This window comes from Lysinibacillus sp. NPDC096382 (assembly GCF_044762845.1).
In the GTDB taxonomy this organism is placed as follows: Bacteria; Bacillota; Bacilli; order Bacillales_A; family Planococcaceae; genus Lysinibacillus.
This window is the reverse complement of the sequence record NZ_JBIWFC010000012.1, coordinates 54,963-73,733: the sequence shown is the minus strand read 5'-3', so window position 1 is coordinate 73,733 and position 18,771 is coordinate 54,963. Positions and strand designations below refer to the sequence as shown.

The following is an 18,771-nucleotide window of genomic DNA, read 5'->3' as shown; positions in this document are numbered from 1 at the left end:
ATCACCTCATTAAATTTTTATAAGGATGCGGGCACTCGATCAATGTTTTCAAGCATAATGCCTGTACCAATTGCTACACAATCCATAGGTTGATCTGCAATGAACACAGGTACTTTTAGCTCTTCAATTAATAGCTGGTCCATACCATGTAATAATGCACCACCGCCAGTAATAATAACCCCACGATCAATTATATCTGCTGATAGCTCTGGTGGTGTTTTTTCTAATACATTTTTTGCAGATTGAACAATCATAGCAACCGATTCATGTAATGCACGTTCAATCTCCTCTGAGTGAATCGTTATTGTACGCGGTAGACCTGTCACCATATCTCGACCACGAATGTCCATTGAATCATTTCGGCTACCTTTAAAGACTGTACCAATTGTAATTTTTATGGCTTCTGCAGTACGTTCACCTATTAGCAATTTATATTCTTTTTTAATATATTGTAAAATATCATTATCAAAAATATCTCCTGCCACTTTAATGGACTCACTCGTTACAATATCACCCATTGATAGGACTGCAATATCAGTTGTCCCGCCGCCAATATCAACTACCATATTGCCGCTAGGTTGGAATATATCCATACCTGCTCCAATAGCTGCAACTTTTGGTTCTTCTTCTAAGTATACTTTTTTTCCACCAGATTTTTCTGCAGCTTCACGAATCGCTTTTTGTTCAACACTAGTAATGTTTGTTGGACAGCAAATTAAAATACGTGGCTTAGCTAAAAATCCTTTGACGTTTAATTTGTTGATGAAATGTTTTAGCATCGCTTCTGTAACATCAAAATCTGCAATGACACCATCTCGTAGTGGACGAATTGCAGTAATATTACCCGGTGTACGCCCTACCATTTGGCGAGCCTCTTCTCCTACCGCTAACACTTTATTTGTTTTTTTATCAATCGCCACAACTGATGGTTCATTTAAGACGATTCCTTTGCCTTTAACGTGAATTAATACGTTCGCAGTTCCTAAGTCAATGCCTATATCTTTCGAAAACATTTTATAATTTCTCCTTCCCGCCATTTCCAACTACATAACGTTCGTTTTTATCTGTTTATCTAGAATATTTTATCATACTCAACTGGTAATTACACCTAATTTTAGTTAACCGAACTGCTTTCTTTCAATTATATGAACACTTCTTGAAAAGAAGAAATCGTTTCAGCACTTTTTTGACTCATCGCCTATCATGCGGTTGTTTTCCGTTCCGAATGGGCGCTTTGTTGTTGCTGCCGCTTCGTTACTCTGCGCTTTCGCACAGTTAAAACATTTGTTGCTGCCGCTTCGTTACTCTGCGCTTTCGCACAGTTAAAAAAATTTGTTGCTGTCGCTTCGCTTTCGCGCAGAGCAAAGCTTCTTGGGGGCGTCGGGGCAACAGGCGTTTTTTGTGCGAAAGCGTAGCGGTAGCAGGATGTTGGTCACGAAGCCGTTATCATAGGACATAATGCTTTTAGTCTTTTTACCCCTACACGCTTCGCTCTAGGGTCTCATCTATGACATTGTGATCTAAAAGGAATCGCCCATTATCCACTACAACCAACTAATATACACAATGTTTATCCCAATTTCGTACTCAGTCGATTTTATGTAAGGAAGCTTGTCCTTTGCATCAAAAAAAGAACGAATCAATCTTGACTCGTTCTTTCCTTCCACTTGTTTTTCGTTGCCTCTCCTCCACGAATATGACGTACGGCCTTATGGTAGGCGAGTATTTCCTTTACTTGCTCAGCTAATCCTTCATGAATTGTTGGCAGTCGCTCTGTTAAATCTTTGTGCACCGTACTTTTTGAATAACCTGTCATTTTCGCGAGGACACGCACAGTTTCACGCGTCTCAATCAATAATTCACCGAGGCGTATGCAGCGCTTCCGAATGTGCTCGTGCACGTTCTTCGTCCTTTCCACACAATTTCACAAATGGCATCAGATGCACGTCTGCGCATTTCTTCACCTTATGTGAGGACAAAGCTATTCAGAACACGTTTTACATTTTCACGATAAAATTCCGATTTTTTATGCATTTTTTAGTATTCATTTCTTTCAATGTAAAATTATCATTTACTATAGTTAAAATCTACGAATTTTCCTATCATCAATTATGCTAACGCTGAAAAGTGACTTAAACTAGCAGAAGTCTCCCACCTATAAAGGTGAGAGACTTCAATTAAAAGGCTAGTAATTTTTTCGGATTCATATATTTTCCGTTTTCTAGTACTTCAAAATGCAAGTTAACGCCAGCTGCTTGGTTCCACTCATTGTCAGTCGCTTTTCCAAGTAATTGACCTTGTGTTACCTCATCGCCTTCCTTGACAGCAATGTCTTTTACAGAGCTATAATGTGTTTCCTTACCATCTGCATGCTCAATAACAATTTTATTGCCTGTAAATGCGTCAAGTTTAACTTGTTTTACCTTACCACTTAGAGCAGCAAGTACTTCAAATTCTTCACCATTCATAGAAAGAGTAATACCGGAAGATGTCGTAAATGTTTGATTAAATACCATTAGTGCTTTTTCACGCGACTCTGCATTTGCTTCTACTTCATAAAACTCTTGTGAAACTTGCATCTTACTAAGATTCGCTTCCTTGAACGGGTACTTCATTGTTTCTGTTTTTGCATTTGTTTCAACTACAGGACCTGAATCTACTTCAGCTACGTTTGGTGACGGAGCTTCTTCTACTTTGGATACAAGACTATTGTAACCAAGTAGCAAACCTGCTAGCATTAGAGCACCACCAGCGTAAACTGCTGGCCAAAACCATGGTTTCTTCTGTAATTGAACTTTTTCATCTTGATTTTGAGAAGTTTTACTATTTTTATCCTCTCTCATTTTCATCACCTCTAGTGGCAGTGTGAACAACTAGAAGTTATTTTAAACATGCATCTATCTTTTTTATTTCAATATCTTGATAATAATAGTGTAAAATTTCGTCAGCAGTTTTCCCATCGCTAGCCATAGCCTCTGCTCCATATTGACTCATTCCTACCCCATGCCCGTATCCTTTCGTACTTACTTGCACTTTTCCAGCGGCAGAATTATAGGCAATTTTAAAATCCGTTGATGGTATTTCTAAAAGTGTTCGCACTTCTCGTCCTGACCACACATTCTTACCTAACTGCATGCGCTCAACACGTCCTGAATCATTTACAAATAACTGTACACGGTTGAAGTCACTTACCTGCCATTTCACAGGCCACAGTACATTCCATTCAGCTAATGTCCATTCTTTCATCGCTGAAAACTTTGGGGATGATAAATCCGAATTACTCGTAACACTTTGTAAATAAGGGACATCATTGCCACTAAAATCGTAGGCACTTTCTGTTTTTCCATTGCTCGTAGAATGAAACATTGCCGTAATTAATTCATTATTATATTGAAGAACTTGTCCTTTCGTTTCATTAATAGCCTCGACAATTTTCTTTTCATTCCCCGGGAAATTGCTAGTCCAATTCTCTTTTCTTTGCTCCTTATTGTAAAAAACTTGTCTAGCAACAGTAGGAGCGATAGCTATTTTACCGTAATTTGTCGATTTCAACGCGTAAGTCCGTGCTGCAATAGCTTGTGCCTTTAAAGCTTCTTTTTTAAATGAAACAGGCATTTCGGCAGCTACCACACCAGTTACGTAAGTTTCTAAAGGGATTTTCTCCTGTTGTCCCTCCACTTCTATGAATATTTCACAAGCTTGCTCTGTTGTTGCAGGCGAATCCTTAACCTTAAGTCTCTCACCAAATGCCACAGGGAGCATATATAATGCTCCAATCAAACAAATTATGCCTATACTCATTATCCATTTTTTCATAAGGAATAATATGCTGAAACTCTTCAAAATATGTGACCGTTGGTGAAGGGAACTTCAATATAGGATGGTAAACAGACTGAGGGCTGTATATGTAAAGGATGCTGAAAAGAAGCGTATTTCCGCCATATAAGAGGATGTTAATTCCTATTTATTAGAGTTTTTAAAACGTATGCCATGCTATTAGTTGATTGGAGTGGAGGCTGAGCGACTCCTTGGGGATCAGCGATAGAGGAACGAAGGCTAAAAGCATCACATCCTGTGATAACGCCTTCGTGACCAACATCGTGTTGGCCCGAGACCCTGCAGCGCAGCGGATGTTTTCTGTGCGAAAGCGTAGTGTTAACGTAGCGGCAGCACCAAATGTTTTCTGTAGCGAAAGCGAAGCGGCAGCTACAAATGTTTTGACTGTGCGAAAGCGTAGCGACAGCAGCACCAAAAGCAGCTCATCGGACACCCCTAGGAAGCTCTGCTCTGCGCGAAAGCGTAGCGTCAGCAACAAAGCGCCCAGCCGGAACGGAAATCAACCTCACGTTATGAAGATAACCAATTATAAAACTCTCCCCAGCATGGATTAAACTAAAAAGAAAAAACCCTCTGCTCGTAAGCAGAGGGTTTATAAATTTATTTACTTTGTTGGTAATTCAACAGTTGTTTTCTCTTTAATGATAACTTCCTCAACTGGTACACGTTCAATTTGCGCGCCAAGTGCAGCCAGCTTGCCATGGAAATCGACATAACCGCGATCTAAATGATGAAGCTTTGTCACTCTAGTCACACCTTCAGATACAAGACCTGCTAAAATTAATGCAGCCGCAGCTCGTAAATCAGTCGCCATTACTTCAGCACCCTGAAGATTTACAGGCCCTTCGATAAACACAGAACGTCCTTCTATTTTAGCACCGGCATTCATGCGACGGAACTCCTCAACATGCATAAAACGATTTTCAAATACCGTTTCCGTAATAATACTCGTACCTTCAGCAGTTAACATTAAGGCCATCATTTGAGATTGCATATCTGTCGGGAAGCCTGGATGTGGCATAGTTTTAATATCAACAGCTTTTAATGTTTTAGGAGCACGTACACGTATTCCTTCATCAAGCTCAGTTATTTCTACACCCATTTCACGCATCTTTGCAATTAATGCTGTCATATGTTCAGGAACAGCATTTACAATCGTTACATCCCCTTTTGTAATTGCTGCTGCAACCATAAATGTGCCAGCTTCAATACGGTCAGGAATAATATGATGTTCTGTTCCATATAATGTATCGACTCCTTCGATACGAATCGTATTCGTACCTGCACCGATGACACGCCCCCCCATACTATTAATGAAGTTTGCAAGATCAACAATTTCAGGTTCTTTCGCAGCATTTTCAATTACAGTTGTTCCTTGCGCTAAGGCTGCAGCTGTCATAATATTTTCAGTTGCCCCAACGCTAGGGAAGTCCAAATACACATTTGCGCCTTTTAAACGACCTTCCGCCTTCGCCTCTACATATCCATGACCAAAAGAAATTTTTGCTCCCATAGCTTCAAAGCCCTTTAAATGTAACTCAATTGGACGTGAACCGATTGCACAGCCCCCTGGTAAAGCAACACGAGCATAGCCATTTCGAGCAAGTAAGGAACCCATCACTAAAATTGATGCACGCATTTTACTGACAAATTCAAATTGGGCTTCACTAGAAAGTTCTTTTGTTGTATCTATATATACTGTATTATCCTCAGGTATATATGTAACTGCCGCATTTAGACTTTTAAGTACTTCATTTATAGTAAAGACATCTGCTAAGTTAGGGACTTCTTTAATTACATTTTCTCCTTTAGAAGCAAGTAAAGCCGCTGCTAGGATTGGTAACACCGCATTTTTTGCGCCCTCTACGCGCACTTTTCCCTGTAGCTTTTGGCCGCCAGTCACTATTATTTTTTCCACCCTATGTCCCTCCGAATTCAATCTATTAATCTATCAAAACTTTATTTTAAAAAGAAGTATAATGTCATAATCAGTAAACAAACAACTCTATAGTACAACTTTTCTTACGCTCGTTCAAGCTTCCAAATCACTATTTTACGTCATTTATTGATATTTTGCTATTTATTTATTGTACGCATGATTTTTTTTTTTGTGAATGACCAATAACACGGAAGAAAGGCGTTAATTTCTAATATCTACCCAAGTATTTGTGAACAAAAACCAAATCTAATGGATTTATATCAATTATTTCGAAGAATAATTGCGTCCGAATTCATCTCATCACCTTAAAAGATGGGAGACTTCTGTACCTGTCGCTACGACTGCTTTCGGTACAAAAAACATCTGTACCTGTCGCTACGCTTACGGTACAAAAAACATCTGTAGCTGGTGTTTCACTTTCGCTAAGAAAACACTTGTTGGAAAAATTTAACTAATTTTTACATATTTCAAAGGACCACATAAATTATATTATAAAGCCCTGTGAAACATGTAAATTTAATTACTAACGTATAGATAGTAATAAGGGGCTATTAAAATAAATATGGCAGCTTCCCTGACCAATTTGAAATTTGCAGAAAGAAATTAGAAACGGCTGATCCTATCGCAATACTCAATAAAATATAAATTAATTGGATTTGAAAAACATTATTCTTCTTAAAGATTTTTTCTAGCATAAACGCTTGTAGCGCATAAAAAGTTATAGCGATAAAAAATATATGCGATAAAATCCCTATTAAAGCTTCCTGTCCTATTGCCTCATATATTTCCATGTTGGTTCCTCCAAATTAATTCCTCTAGCGTTACTCTCAAACGGTAGCACAATGTTAAAAAACGGACAGATGTTGAATCTGCCCGTTAAAATTTGAATTAGATATTACCCTCATGAACGTTGATACGATTCAACGCACGTTTTAATGCTAGGTCAGCACGTTTGAAATCAATGTTATCTTGTTTACCTTGAAGACGACCTTCAGCACGTTTAACGGCTTCTTTAGCACGTTTAACATCAATGCTTTCAGCAATTTCAGCAGATGGCGCTAAAATTGAGATTTTTTCAGGGCGAACTTCAATGAAACCACCGCTTAAAGCAATAAGTTCAGTAGAACCGTCTTCTTTTTTAAGCTTCACTGCACCAATTGCAAGTGGAGCAACCATAGGAATATGGCCTGCAAGAACACCGATTTCACCTGAAGTTGTTTTAGCGATTACCATTGATACTTCAGAATCGTATACTGGGCCGTCGGGAGTGACAATATTGACTAGAACTGTCTTCATATTTTTTCCTCCTCGTCCCTAGTATTAAACCTCTACGCCCATGCTTTTCGCTTTTTCAACTACTTCATCAATAGAACCAACTAGACGGAAAGCATCTTCTGGTAGGTGATCCCATTTGCCATCAAGGATTTCCTTGAATGAGCGAACAGTTTCTTTAACAGGTACATAAGAACCTTTTTGACCAGTAAATTGTTCCGCAACGTGGAAGTTTTGAGATAAGAAGAATTGAATACGACGAGCACGTTCTACTGTTTGTTTATCTTCATCAGATAATTCATCCATACCTAAGATAGCAATGATATCTTGTAATTCACGGTAACGTTGGATTGTACGTTGTACGCCAGTAGCGATTGCGTAGTGCTCAGCGCCTACGATTTCTGGTGATAAAGCACGAGAAGTCGAAGCTAATGGGTCAACCGCAGGGTAGATACCCATTTCTGATAATTTACGCTCAAGGTTAGTAGTTGCATCTAAGTGGGCGAAAGTTGTAGCTGGAGCCGGGTCAGTATAGTCATCGGCTGGTACATAAATTGCTTGAATAGAAGTTACAGAACCTTTGTTAGTAGATGTGATACGTTCTTGTAATTTACCCATTTCAGTTGCAAGTGTTGGTTGGTAACCTACCGCAGAAGGCATACGACCTAATAGGGCAGAAACCTCAGAACCTGCTTGTGTGAAACGGAAGATATTGTCGATGAATAAAAGTACGTCAGCACCTTGCTCATCACGGAAGTATTCTGCCATTGTAAGACCAGTTAAAGCTACACGCATACGTGCACCTGGTGGCTCGTTCATTTGACCGAATACCATCGCTGTTTGCTTGATAACGCCTGAATCGCTCATCTCGAAGAATAAGTCGTTCCCTTCACGAGTACGCTCACCTACACCAGCGAATACAGAGATACCTGAGTGCTCTTGTGCGATGTTATTGATTAATTCTTGGATTAATACTGTTTTACCTACACCGGCACCACCGAATAGACCGATTTTACCACCTTTGATATATGGTGCTAATAAGTCTACTACTTTGATACCTGTTTCAAGAATTTCAACTGTAGTTGAAAGTTCATCGAAAGATGGTGCTTCGCGGTGAATTGAATCACGACGAACGTCAGCTGGAATCTCTTCACCTAAGTCGATTACTTCTCCTAGTACGTTGAATACACGACCTAGAGTAACTTCACCAACTGGTACTGAGATAGCTTTTCCTGAGTCTGTTACTTCTGCTCCACGTTGTAAGCCATCAGTAGATGACATTGCAATTGTACGAACAGAATCATCACCTAAATGAAGAGCAACTTCTAAAGCAAGAATTGTTGGTTCTTCATTAGGACGTTCAATCTTAACTGTTAATGAGTTATAGATTGCTGGTAATTGGCCATTGTTAAATTTTACGTCAACAACTGGACCCATTACTTGAATAACATGTCCTTTATTCATTACTGTGTACCCTCCTATCGTATTCTTATACGACATTGGGAAGCTGGGCCTATTCTAAGGCTGCAGCTCCACCAACGATTTCTGTAATTTCTTGTGTAATTGCTGCTTGACGTGCACGGTTATATTGCAATGAAAGGTCTGAAATAAGATCAGATGCATTATCAGTTGCATTTTTCATAGCAGTCATACGAGAAGCATGTTCACTTGCTTTCCCATCTAATAATGCGCCATAAACTAAGCTTTCCGCGTATTGTGGAAGTAATACTTCTAGAATTGCTTCACCAGATGGTTCAAATTCGTAAGAAGCATTACTGCTAGCAGGTGCAAGATCTGTTAATGGAAGAAGTTTTTTCTCTGTCACTTCGTTAGCAATTGCGCTGACAAAGTGATTGTAGTACATATAAAGTTCATCATACGTACCATCAGTGAACATACCAACAGCTTTACGAGCGATTTCTTTAATATCAGCAAATGATGGTTGGTCCGGAAGACCGACAACATCGCTGATGACATTATGATCACGTTTCACAAAGTAGTCACGAACAACACGACCTACCGCTAAAATAACGTATTCGTCTTTTGATTTATGACGCTCGTCAATTGTACGTTGTACTTGACGTAGGATACTTGAGTTGTAAGCACCTGCAAGACCACGGTCAGAACCAATGACTAAGTAAGCTGTTTTCTTAACAGGACGAGCAGTTAACATTGGATGTCCACTGTCTTTTGTTCCTGAAGCGATCGCGCCTACTACGTCCTGAATTTTTTCCATGTAAGGAACGTACGCTTTAGCGTTTTGCTCTGCACGACGTAACTTTGAAGAAGAAACCATCTGCATCGCTTTCGTAATTTGTTTCGTACTCTTTGTAGAATTAATACGACCTTTAATTTCGCGTAAGTTTACCACTGGTATTTCACCACCTTTTGTTTTTTAATCAAGTGACTAGCTCGAACTTATTCTGATTTAGCGAAAGTTTTTTTGAAAGCATTTAGTGCTTCTACATAATCCGCATCAGGAGCAAGCTCTTTTGTAGTACGAACGTGATCTAAAACGTTTGTGTGGTTTGTATCTAACCAGCTTAAGAATTCACCTTCAAAGCGAACGATATCTTGTACTGGAATATCATCTAAGTGACCTTTAGTTAATGCATAAAGGATGGCAACTTGTTTTTCAACTTTAAGTGGTTTGTTTAGGTCTTGTTTAAGAACTTCAACCGTACGTTTACCACGCTCAAGTTTAGCAAGTGTGATTTTATCTAAATCAGAACCGAATTGAGCAAATGATTCAAGTTCACGGAATGCAGCTAAGTCAAGACGTAGTGTACCCGCAACTTTTTTCATCGCTTTAATTTGAGCAGATCCACCTACACGTGATACAGAAAGACCGGCGTTGATCGCTGGACGTACACCTGAGTTGAATAAGTCAGATTGTAAGAAAATTTGTCCATCAGTAATTGAGATTACGTTAGTTGGGATGTATGCAGAGATATCCCCAGCTTGTGTCTCAACGAATGGAAGAGCTGTAATAGAACCATTTTGATATGTTTCATTTAACTTCGCAGCACGTTCAAGTAAGCGGCTGTGTAAGTAGAAAACATCACCAGGGTATGCTTCACGACCTGGAGGACGGCGTAGAAGAAGTGAAAGTTCACGGTAAGCTGATGCTTGTTTAGAAAGATCATCATACACGATTAATACGTGCTTACCTTGTAACATGAATTCTTCTGCCATAGAAACACCAGCAAATGGTGCTAAGTATAGTAATGGAGCTGGTTGAGATGCAGCAGCAGTTACAACGATTGTATAATCTAATGCACCGTGCTTACGTAACGTTTCAACTACACCACGTACAGTTGATTCTTTTTGACCGATAGCAACGTAGATACAAATCATATTTTCGCCATCTTGGTTTAAGATTGTATCGATTGCTACAGATGTTTTACCTACTTGACGGTCACCGATGATTAACTCACGTTGACCACGACCGATTGGTACTAAAGCGTCAATCGCTTTGATACCAGTTTGTAGTGGTTCGTGTACTGATTTACGAGCCATTACACCGAAAGCTGGACTTTCGATTGGACGAGATTTTGTTGTGTTGATTGGACCTTGTCCATCCACTGGTTGACCAAGTGGGTTTACAACACGGCCAATTAGTTCTTCACCAACTGGTACTTCCATGATACGACCTGTACGACGAACTTCATCGCCTTCTTTGATGTCAGCATATGGACCTAAGATTACGATACCAACGTTACCTTCTTCTAGGTTTTGAGCCATACCCATAACACCGTTAGAGAACTCTAGAAGTTCTCCAGCCATGGCGTTGTCGAGGCCATGAGCAAGAGCGATACCGTCACCAATACGGATAACTGTACCAACTTCGCTTACTTTAAGTTCAGATTCATAATTCTCAATCTGTTGTTTAATCAGACTGCTGATTTCTTCAGCCTTGATGCCCATGTATGTCACCTCTCACATTTCTAAATTATTAACCGATTAATTCACGTTTTAGGCGCTCAAGCTTGTTCGCTACTGAGCTATCATAAATATGATTACCGATTTGAACACGAATACCACCAAGAAGTGATGGATCAATTTCGTTTGTAATGTTTAATGTTTGTTTCCCTACAAGTTTCGCAAATGTTGTAGAAATATTAGCGCTTTCTTCAGCAGAAAGTGCACGAGTAGAGAATACTGTTGCATCTGCAGAACCTTGTGCCTGTGCAGCAAGCTCAGCATATGCGTTCGCAATAAGCTTCACTTCGTTTACACGTTTTTTCTCAACAAGTAGTTGAACTGTGTGTAAAACCTCTGGCGTTGCACTTGCAAAGATTTCAGCTACCATTTGTTTCTTACGTTCGATAGAGAACTTAGGAGCATTTAAAAGTTTTAAAAAATCAGGAGATTCTTTGACAACCTTTGTTAGCTCATTTAAGTCTGCTCCAACTTCAGCAAGAATGTTTTTTTGTTGCGCTAATTCAAAAAGCGCTTGTGCGTAACGTTTTGCTACAGTTGAATTACTCATCGAGCTTCCCCTGCCTTCGCAATCGTCTCTTCAATTAGAGCACGGTTGTCTGCCTCAGAAATCTCTTTGCTAAGGACTTTAGATGCTGCAAGTACAGATAATGAAACGACTTCATCACGTACAGCCGCAATAGCTTTTTCTTTTTCAGACTCAATTTCACGTAAAGCCGATTCTTTTAAGCGGTTTGCTTCATTGCGAGCTGCAGTAAGAATTTCTTCTTTTTGCATTTCGCCTTGCTTCTTAGCGCCTTCAACAATCGATTGTGCTTCCGTACGAGCTTCTTTAAGAAGGCTCTTTTGTTCTTCTAAATATTGATGCGAATCTTTGCGCGCTTTTTCAGCTGCTTCGATTTCACTAGCTACTAATTCTTCACGTTGTTGCATGATGCCCATAAGTGGACCCCAAGCGAACTTTTTAAGTAATAGCATTAGTAATAAGAAGATAACTAATGTTGCGGCGATATCACCACTATTGAAACCAGGACTAGCATTGCCTAGTACAAGATTATCTAAAAACACGATTGTTTCACTCCCTTCAAGAGCTTTAACTTCAACATAATAATTTAATTACTTGAAAAACTACCTATTTTAAAAAGCTATATTTACACATAGCTTTTATCCGTTACAAAATGAAGGGCGAAGTTTCATCTGGAGATTTCTGCTTCGCCACTAAAATTCAGTGTACAACTGAATTATTGTTTGTTCATTACGATGAATGCGATTACTACTGCGATGATTGGTAGGGCTTCAACTAATGCTACCCCGATGAACATTGTAGTTTGAAGAACGCCACGAGCTTCTGGTTGACGAGCGATACCTTCTACTGTTTTTGAAACGATAAGACCGTTACCGATACCTGCGCCAAGTGCACCTAGACCGATTGCGATTGCTGCTGCTAATAAACCCATTTGAAAATTTCCTCCTTGGAATTGTTTGTTTTTTTTGTTTAAGCATAAGATATATGCTTTATATTAATGGTCATCGCTCACTTTATGAGCCATGTAAACCATTGTTAACATTGTGAAGATAAAGGCTTGGATAAAGCCGATGAAAATAGAGAAACCTTGCCACGCCATCATTGGAACAATTGCTCCGATGAATCCGATTGGACCCGTAACAGCTAAACTTGCGATTAAGCCAAGTAAAATCTCACCTGCATAAATGTTACCGTAAAGACGAAGACCTAATGTTAACGTGTTCGCAAACTCTTCAACAATTTTTAGCGGGAACATGAATGACATTGGTTTGAAGAATGTACCAACATAATGGCCTGTCCCCTTCATTTTAATACCATAGAAATGTGTTAGGGCTAAAATCATTGCTGCAAGAGTCATTGTAACAGTTGGGTCAGCTGTAGGAGATTTCCACCAAAGTTCGCCGTTATAGGCGATAGAGAACGGAAGACCTAATAAGTTTGATACCGCGATAAACATAATTAGCGTGATACCTAAAATATGGAATCGTCCACCAGTTTTCCAGTCCATATTGCTTTTGATGATGCCCTTTACGAAATCCATAATCCATTCCATAAAGTTTTGCATACCTGTAGGTTTTAACTTTAGGCTTCTAGTTGAGATAAATGCGATTAAGAAAACGACTAGAGCCGCAACTAGTAACATCATTACAGTTGAAAGGTTGAATGTTAGATTAAAAAGACCAAAATCAACCACTTGCAATGGAGCTTCATGATTCATTGTTATTTTTCACCTCTCTTTCTAATTTAAAGCACATTAGCGGTTCCTTACACGTGACACAATTCTCTCGACAAAGAGAAAAACGTACGGAATCATTAGCCCTATGACCGTGCTAATTAAGTGAAAATAGTTTGGCAACGAAATGGCTAGAGCGACTGCCGCTACACCTGATCCAAAGCGAAACATTGTACCAAGCGAGCCTATTTTCTTCCCTTCACTAATGGATCGATCAAACTTCTCCATACGGCGAACTAAAATCCAAAAATTATACGTACCAAAGAATGCACCGATTGCGATGCCCGCAAAAAACGTCTGATAGGGCGTAAATCCCCAGCCTAATGCACAGAGTGCGAGCAAAAAAAATAACGCTCTCTTCTGCACAGCAAAAATGTGATGCAAATCTAGCATTGGTTTATAATCTCCTGAATCAATTTTTCGAGTAAAGAAACGTTTGCTGACCACTATGTGAAATCAGAAAAGAGCAGTGAAAAACACTACTCACAGCGGAATAGTAACGGGAGAGCGTCATTTTGAAATTACAGGTGTAAATCCCAAAAAATATCTTACACCCCGAAACGCACAAAACGTTGCAAATCGACAGTTTTTGGTTTGAACTGTCAATTTAGTAGAAACTTGATGTAACAAGTGTTTCAACCTCTATTTACGATTTGAAACCCTTATCATTATTACCCTTTGTAAGCATACAATAGGAGATATTTGAAGTCAATTAGTAAAGGAGAAAAACTTCACAGCCACTATACTCTTGTCAAATTGTTGACAAATTTGTGTATGAAAATTCATAGCTTCAAAATCAATGTTCACGTTTGTGCAAAAAAAAGCTAATCTACGACACAATTATGCTCGCAAATTAGCTCACCTATCACAATTAGTACATTAGACTTATTTTTCGATTTCAAAAAGGGATATTACTTGCTTTTTTGTAAAAATTCCAGAAGCGCCTTCACAATACGTTCAGAAGCATGTCCATCACCATAAGGATTTGATGCTTTTGCCATTACTTCATAGGCATTTTTATCTTCTATTAATTGCTTAGCTAGAGAGTAGATTGTTTCTTCTTCCGTGCCTGCTAGCTTTAGAGTCCCTGCTGCAATACCTTCTGGGCGCTCTGTTGTATCTCTAAGTACTAAAACTGGTTTACCTAATGAAGGGGCTTCTTCTTGAACGCCACCAGAATCAGTTAAAATCATATAAGAATTAGCCGCAAAGTTATGGAAATCGAAGACCTCAAGAGGTTCAATTAAATGTACACGCGGATGATCTCCTAAAATTTCATTAGCTATTTCTCTTACAGCTGGGTTCATATGAACTGGGTAAACAACTTGTACATCCTCATGCTCTGCTAAAATTCTAGTAATCGCTCTAAACATATGACGCATAGGCTCACCTAGATTTTCACGACGATGTGCTGTCAATAGAATCATACGATCTGACCCTATTTTTTCTAACACAGGGTGTGTGTAATGTTCATTTACTGTTGTAGCTAATGCGTCGATAGCAGTGTTACCAGTAACAAAAATTGTTTCTGGGTTTTTATTTTCATCTAAAAGGTTTTTCTTAGATACTTCCGTTGGTGCGAAATGAAGGTCAGCCATAACACCTGTTAACTGGCGGTTCATTTCCTCTGGGTATGGTGAATACTTATTCCAAGTTCGAAGACCTGCTTCTACATGTCCGATTGCAATTTGGTTATAAAATGCAGCTAGACTTGCAATGAAAGTTGTTGCTGTATCACCATGCACTAAAACAATATCCGGTTTTGCTTCTTTCATGACTTTGTCTAAGCCCTGTAATGCATTAGTCGTCACGTCAATTAATGTTTGACGATCCTTCATAATATTTAAATCGTAGTCTGGTGTAATTTTAAATGTTTCTAAAACTTGATCGAGCATTTGGCGATGTTGTGCTGTTACCGTCACAATCGATTCTATTTGCTCAGGATACTTTTGTAATTCCAATACAAGTGGAGCCATTTTAATAGCCTCTGGTCTCGTACCGAAAATCGTCATTACTTTCCATTTTTTCGTCAAAACGATTTGCACCGTCCTTTGTTTTATTTGTATGAAAAGTGCTTACCCCCATTGATCGTCATCATATGAAGCAAGTGTCGGACTTCAAGAGAAGTAATTCGCCTAACATACTATGAAACGTCCTTCAATATTGAAGGACGCTCCCAAAAGTTATAAGTTTCCTAAAAATTACATACTAAATCTATTTTTCATTGGTTTATCATATAACGTGAGGTGAACCTTGTTATTACCGTTGAAAACTGTTCAGTATTATTTCGTTCCGAATAAACGGTCGCCTGCATCACCTAAACCAGGGACAATGTAGCCATGGTCATTTAGTTTTTCATCAAGTGCTGCAATATAAATATCTACATCTGGATGATGTTCTTGAATTTCTTTTACTCCCTCTGGCGCAGCGATTAAGCACATAAATTTAATGCTCTTCGCACCACGTTTTTTCAGTGAGTTAATCGCTTCCACTGCTGATCCACCTGTTGCAAGCATTGGGTCTACAATGATGAAATCACGTTCTTCTACATCTGCAGGAAGTTTTGCATAGTATTCTACAGGTTTTAAAGTTTCTGGATCACGATAAAGACCGATATGACCAACTTTAGCCGCTGGAATTAAATTTAATACACCATCTACCATGCCAATACCTGCACGTAAAATCGGTACAATCGCAATTTTCTTACCAGAAAGTACTTTTGTTTTAGCAACTGTAACAGGTGTCTCAATTTCAATTTCCTCTACTGGCATATCACGTGTAATTTCGAATGCCATTAATGTTGCAACTTCGTCTACAAGCTCACGAAATTCTTTTGTTCCTGTATTCTTATCACGAATATAAGTTAACTTATGTTGGATTAGTGGATGATCAAATACGTATACTTTGCTCAAAGGGATTCTCTCCTAACAGTTCGGATTCATTTTTATCTCACCTAGTATAACAGAAAAAATGAGTCGTCTCAAAAATAAATTCGGGACAACTCCTTTTCAAGAATGTTCGCTACATATAATAGCGATTATTTATCGAGTATTGCATCTAACTGCTCTATTGTCATCGGCTTGTAATAGAAATAACCTTGTCCTACTGTACAGCCGAGTGCACGTAAAATCTCAACCTGCTCTTTATTTTCAATGCCTTCTGCGACGGAAGTCATTCCTAAGTTTAATGCTAACTGAATAATGGATCGGACAATAGCAAGTGTCGCAGCATCATTAATATCATTAATAAAGCTTCGATCTATTTTTAATTCAGTAAACGGCAGTCTTTGTAAATAACTTAGTGATGAAAAACCTGTTCCAAAATCGTCCACCGAAGTTTTAAAGCCGTACTCCTTTAATTCCTGGATAATAGAAAAAGCAGTCTGAAAATCAACTAATCCAATATTTTCTGTTACTTCTAAAATGATGTATCTCGGTTCAATATCGTATTTCTGAACGAGCTCCAGTGTATCCTGTACAAAATTTTCATAGTAAAAATGATTAGGCGAAATATTTACTGCTACCTTCACTAATTTTTTCCCTAATCTTTTGCGCTCTGCTAGCCACGAAAGGGCTATCTCTAATATTTGAATATCGATTTCGCGTACCTTTCCTGCACTTTCAGCCACTGGAATAAAAATTGCGGGAGACACGAAACCGAGTTTTGGAGAAATCCAGCGGGCAAGCGCTTCAATACTTTGAATTTCACCTGTCTGTAAATCAACCTTTGGCTGTAAATTCACCGAGATTTCTTTATTTTTTATTGCTTGTGCCAAATGGTTTAATACAGTCATTTGCTGCTCAAGCACATCATTTCTTTCTTGTGTGAATATTTCCATATGAGTACCTGGTTTATTGGTAGCGAAGGATACAGCATTATCTGCAAAGCGAATCGCATCAGCAATTTTTATGTCATGGTTATAAAAAGCAATTCCAGTCTTTAGTGTAATATAAATTTGCTTTCCACCCACAATAAAGGGCTGACGAATAATCTCTTTTATCCGCCTTTTATAATAGAAAAAATCTTCATCCGATGTCGCATTTGTAATGATTAAACTAGAGCTTGTAAATCTAGCAATATATTCGTTTTGATCATACTTCTCTTCATTTAGGCGTTTAGCAATTTGTCTTAAAAGTTCATCTCCCGCTTCACGACCATATAACTCGACAATTTGATGGAATTCGCTCGGCTTTAAGATTTTGATATTACCCTTTTGGCTGTATTCTTTTTCTACCATGTTTAAAAAACCATGTCGATTAGGCAGCCCTGTTGTGATATCGATATAGACTAAGTCCCATATCTTTTTTTGTGTTTTTGCATATGAGTTTGCCAATGCAACAAGTGCACCGATTTTTCGGAGCATGCTTTCAAAAGTCTTTTGATCAGTACTAGAATGTTGCCTTAAAAATATCGCGAACAATCCAATTGCTTGATGTTGTTGATTGTATATTGGCATAAACAAACCAAATGGCATTTCAGATGAATTAGCAAACATTTTATGTTCTATTGGAATATCAATTTCATCCAACCTCTTAACTAGAATAGATGTCTCCTCTTGCATAACTCTCTTGAAAAATTCTTTGTTATCACAACGCTCCGGCAAATCTTTTATTTTGTCGTTCCCTTTAAAAATTCGTAATTGATCTGCCTCTGTTTTAACAAGTACCATACTTGATATTTTCTGCATAAAAAATTGATCTAGACTACTGCAAATAACGCTCATCTTTTTATCGAAGGAATAGTCCTTTTCAATCGCTTCGTACATCGTTTTCTCAAGGCGCATTAAAAATTCTTCGGTCTGATAGTAAGTAACTTCCTTAACAACTACTAGCACAAATAATGTTTCATTTTTATTATTTTGAAATGGGAGTGCTTGTATCTCTGCCCGAAAAGGAGATTTATCGAAGCAACTATGATGCAACTTTTCTTGTACTATGGCTCCGCTATGTATTTTATTTTTAATCATTTCAATAGTTGTCTGTTCTTCGTTTGACATCAATGAAAAATAATCGATATTTATTATTTGCGAATGAGTAGTATTTGTAAGTGTACAAAAAGAATCATTACATTCTAATATGCAATTGTTATTTGTTGCATCAAAAATAACGTAACTTTCTTTAGAATTATCACCTAACCTACGAATTGTATTTAAAAGAATTGCATGTTCTATGATCATTGTATTAGTAACCATTCAGCCCCTCCTCCCTTTATCTCCATCAATATACCTCGACATAATCGCTGAAAGAAGTTAAATCTCTCTTACATTGTATATAAATATTCAATAAATTGTCACTTTTTTGAACATAGTTCTGGACATTATTTGTCTCTCTCTATTATATAATATATCCTTTCCTACTAAGTTTATGTAAATAAATTCAAAAATTAGAGTATTTTATTTCCAAATCAGCAAAAACAGCTCACCACCGAAACGGATCGTCAATTCCATTCCACTTTAGATAACATATTTCTGTGCGAAAGCGAAGCGACAGCCACAATAAGAAGTGGGTCACGAGGAATCCTTAA

Annotated in this window: 18 protein-coding genes; all 18 read right to left on the bottom strand. The window is 38.3% G+C overall.

What is annotated here, in order from left to right; all coding sequences use genetic code 11:
• Positions 1-17: 17 nt before the first annotated feature.
• The gene (mreB, locus tag ACIQZA_RS16645) at positions 18-1,013 is read right to left on the bottom strand and encodes a rod shape-determining protein (RefSeq protein WP_132360382.1); all 996 of its coding nucleotides are present in this window, start codon (positions 1,011-1,013) and stop codon (positions 18-20) included.
• 626 nt (positions 1,014-1,639) lie between these two features.
• A complete protein-coding gene (locus tag ACIQZA_RS16640; RefSeq protein WP_049668034.1) occupies positions 1,640-1,900 on the bottom strand; it encodes a sporulation transcriptional regulator SpoIIID in 261 nt (86 codons plus the stop codon).
• A 277-nt stretch (positions 1,901-2,177) separates the two neighbouring features.
• A complete protein-coding gene (locus ACIQZA_RS16635) occupies positions 2,178-2,843 on the bottom strand; it encodes a M23 family metallopeptidase (RefSeq protein ID WP_142509177.1) in 666 nt (221 codons plus the stop codon).
• 37 nt (positions 2,844-2,880) lie between these two features.
• Positions 2,881-3,816, bottom strand: a complete 936-nt coding sequence (gene spoIID, locus ACIQZA_RS16630) for a stage II sporulation protein D (protein ID WP_402882901.1) — start codon at positions 3,814-3,816, stop codon at positions 2,881-2,883.
• A gap of 625 nt (positions 3,817-4,441) precedes the next feature.
• On the bottom strand, positions 4,442-5,755 hold the full coding sequence (gene murA, locus ACIQZA_RS16625; RefSeq protein ID WP_402882903.1) for a UDP-N-acetylglucosamine 1-carboxyvinyltransferase: 1,314 nt from the start codon (positions 5,753-5,755) through the stop codon (positions 4,442-4,444).
• Between the two features lie 572 nt (positions 5,756-6,327).
• On the bottom strand, positions 6,328-6,567 hold the full coding sequence (locus ACIQZA_RS16620) for a DUF1146 family protein (RefSeq protein WP_400936016.1): 240 nt from the start codon (positions 6,565-6,567) through the stop codon (positions 6,328-6,330).
• A gap of 97 nt (positions 6,568-6,664) precedes the next feature.
• Positions 6,665-7,072 (bottom strand): F0F1 ATP synthase subunit epsilon, encoded by a 408-nt coding sequence (locus tag ACIQZA_RS16615; protein ID WP_323648674.1) that lies wholly within the window; start codon positions 7,070-7,072, stop codon positions 6,665-6,667.
• A gap of 24 nt (positions 7,073-7,096) precedes the next feature.
• Positions 7,097-8,512: a F0F1 ATP synthase subunit beta gene (gene atpD, locus ACIQZA_RS16610; RefSeq protein ID WP_079559414.1), complete on the bottom strand. Its 1,416-nt coding sequence runs from the start codon at positions 8,510-8,512 to the stop codon at positions 7,097-7,099.
• A 49-nt stretch (positions 8,513-8,561) separates the two neighbouring features.
• The gene (gene atpG, locus ACIQZA_RS16605) at positions 8,562-9,419 is read right to left on the bottom strand and encodes an ATP synthase F1 subunit gamma (protein WP_142509182.1); all 858 of its coding nucleotides are present in this window, start codon (positions 9,417-9,419) and stop codon (positions 8,562-8,564) included.
• Positions 9,420-9,466: 47 nt separating this feature from the next.
• Positions 9,467-10,975 carry a F0F1 ATP synthase subunit alpha gene (gene atpA, locus ACIQZA_RS16600; protein ID WP_142509183.1) on the bottom strand — a complete coding sequence of 503 codons (1,509 nt, stop codon included), beginning with the start codon at positions 10,973-10,975 and terminating at the stop codon, positions 9,467-9,469.
• 28 nt (positions 10,976-11,003) lie between these two features.
• On the bottom strand, positions 11,004-11,540 hold the full coding sequence (locus tag ACIQZA_RS16595) for a F0F1 ATP synthase subunit delta (protein WP_402882907.1): 537 nt from the start codon (positions 11,538-11,540) through the stop codon (positions 11,004-11,006).
• Complete coding sequence (gene atpF / locus ACIQZA_RS16590) at positions 11,537-12,058, bottom strand: F0F1 ATP synthase subunit B (protein WP_132360364.1); 522 nt, start codon at positions 12,056-12,058, stop codon at positions 11,537-11,539. Before atpF ends, ACIQZA_RS16595 begins: the two co-directional genes overlap by 4 nt.
• 173 nt (positions 12,059-12,231) lie before the next feature.
• The gene (atpE, locus tag ACIQZA_RS16585; protein ID WP_400936011.1) at positions 12,232-12,447 is read right to left on the bottom strand and encodes a F0F1 ATP synthase subunit C; all 216 of its coding nucleotides are present in this window, start codon (positions 12,445-12,447) and stop codon (positions 12,232-12,234) included.
• Positions 12,448-12,510: 63 nt separating this feature from the next.
• Positions 12,511-13,233 carry a F0F1 ATP synthase subunit A gene (atpB, locus tag ACIQZA_RS16580; RefSeq protein ID WP_402882910.1) on the bottom strand — a complete coding sequence of 241 codons (723 nt, stop codon included), beginning with the start codon at positions 13,231-13,233 and terminating at the stop codon, positions 12,511-12,513.
• 36 nt (positions 13,234-13,269) lie between these two features.
• A complete protein-coding gene (locus ACIQZA_RS16575; protein ID WP_400936009.1) occupies positions 13,270-13,641 on the bottom strand; it encodes an ATP synthase subunit I in 372 nt (123 codons plus the stop codon).
• A 518-nt stretch (positions 13,642-14,159) separates the two neighbouring features.
• Positions 14,160-15,281: a non-hydrolyzing UDP-N-acetylglucosamine 2-epimerase gene (gene wecB / locus ACIQZA_RS16570; protein ID WP_142509187.1), complete on the bottom strand. Its 1,122-nt coding sequence runs from the start codon at positions 15,279-15,281 to the stop codon at positions 14,160-14,162.
• Between the two features lie 249 nt (positions 15,282-15,530).
• Positions 15,531-16,160, bottom strand: a complete 630-nt coding sequence (gene upp / locus ACIQZA_RS16565) for a uracil phosphoribosyltransferase (RefSeq protein ID WP_132360354.1) — start codon at positions 16,158-16,160, stop codon at positions 15,531-15,533.
• Positions 16,161-16,285: 125 nt separating this feature from the next.
• A complete protein-coding gene (locus ACIQZA_RS16560) occupies positions 16,286-18,439 on the bottom strand; it encodes an EAL domain-containing protein (RefSeq protein ID WP_402882914.1) in 2,154 nt (717 codons plus the stop codon).
• Positions 18,440-18,771 lie beyond the last annotated feature (332 nt).

Bases quoted from the DNA above. Each gene is read 5' to 3' on its own strand.
- mreB (WP_132360382.1), bottom strand. From the start codon at position 1,013: ATGTTTTCGAAAGATATAGGCATTGACTTAGGAACTGCGAACGTATTA.
- ACIQZA_RS16635 (WP_142509177.1), bottom strand. From the start codon at position 2,843: ATGAGAGAGGATAAAAATAGTAAAACTTCTCAAAATCAAGATGAAAAA.
- spoIID (WP_402882901.1), bottom strand. From the start codon at position 3,816: ATGAAAAAATGGATAATGAGTATAGGCATAATTTGTTTGATTGGAGCA.
- ACIQZA_RS16620 (WP_400936016.1), bottom strand. From the start codon at position 6,567: ATGGAAATATATGAGGCAATAGGACAGGAAGCTTTAATAGGGATTTTA.
- ACIQZA_RS16615 (WP_323648674.1), bottom strand. From the start codon at position 7,072: ATGAAGACAGTTCTAGTCAATATTGTCACTCCCGACGGCCCAGTATAC.
- atpD (WP_079559414.1), bottom strand. From the start codon at position 8,512: ATGAATAAAGGACATGTTATTCAAGTAATGGGTCCAGTTGTTGACGTA.
- atpA (WP_142509183.1), bottom strand. From the start codon at position 10,975: ATGGGCATCAAGGCTGAAGAAATCAGCAGTCTGATTAAACAACAGATT.
- ACIQZA_RS16595 (WP_402882907.1), bottom strand. From the start codon at position 11,540: ATGAGTAATTCAACTGTAGCAAAACGTTACGCACAAGCGCTTTTTGAA.
- atpE (WP_400936011.1), bottom strand. From the start codon at position 12,447: ATGGGTTTATTAGCAGCAGCAATCGCAATCGGTCTAGGTGCACTTGGC.
- atpB (WP_402882910.1), bottom strand. From the start codon at position 13,233: ATGAATCATGAAGCTCCATTGCAAGTGGTTGATTTTGGTCTTTTTAAT.
- ACIQZA_RS16575 (WP_400936009.1), bottom strand. From the start codon at position 13,641: ATGCTAGATTTGCATCACATTTTTGCTGTGCAGAAGAGAGCGTTATTT.
- ACIQZA_RS16560 (WP_402882914.1), bottom strand. From the start codon at position 18,439: ATGGTTACTAATACAATGATCATAGAACATGCAATTCTTTTAAATACA.